This is a genomic window from Methylobacterium sp. CCH5-D2 (assembly GCF_001556475.1).
Lineage (GTDB): Bacteria > Pseudomonadota > Alphaproteobacteria > Rhizobiales > Beijerinckiaceae > Methylobacterium > Methylobacterium hispanicum.
In genome coordinates, this window is the sequence record NZ_LSIX01000108.1 from 1 (window position 1) to 640 (window position 640).

General features: G+C 81.2%; 1 protein-coding gene. It reads left to right on the forward strand.

The annotated features are described in order from the left end of the window. Positions 1 to 640 (forward strand): hypothetical protein (locus tag AX737_RS34005; RefSeq protein WP_066918677.1); only part of this gene is annotated, 640 nt, incomplete at both ends.

Below are 640 nucleotides of genomic sequence, written 5' to 3' on the forward strand. Positions count from 1 at the left end.
GAGACCCGCCAGCCCCGCACGGCCGCGCAGAGCGTGCCGCCCGGCCGCCCCCTCCGGCGCATCGCGCTGGCCTCCGCCCTCGGGGTCGCCGGCCTCGGCGCCTTCGCGGCAGCCTCCGCCCTCATGTCGGACCTGACCGGATCGCGCGGCGCCCCGGTGCGGAGCCTGCCCGTGCAGCAGAGCGCCGTCGACTGGCCGGACCTGACGAAGGACGGCCTGCCCGCGCTCGCCACCGGCAGCCTGCCCGGCGCGGACGCGCCGCGGCGGATCGCACTGCCGCCCGCCGAGGCGGCGCCCGCCCAGAACCCGGCGGGACCGGTGGCCGGTCCGGCGCCCTCCGTCGCGCCCAAGCCCCCGGCCGCCGTCGAGCCGCCCGTCGCGCTCTCGCCCGACCTGCCGGCGCCGCGGACCGCGGCCATCGTCCCCCCCGCGCCCGTCCCTGCGGCGCAGATGCCGCCGGCGCCCAAATCCGAGGGCGCCCAATCGGCCGTTGGCAAGCCCGCGCTCACGAAGGCCGCAAGCGCCAAGCCCGCGCCGACGATCGAGAACGCGCCGGTGATCGCCCCCGCCCGTCAGGCCGGCGTCCTGCCGCCGCCGAGCCGCACCGCGCCGACGGTCGCCGCGCGCCCCGCCGAGACCG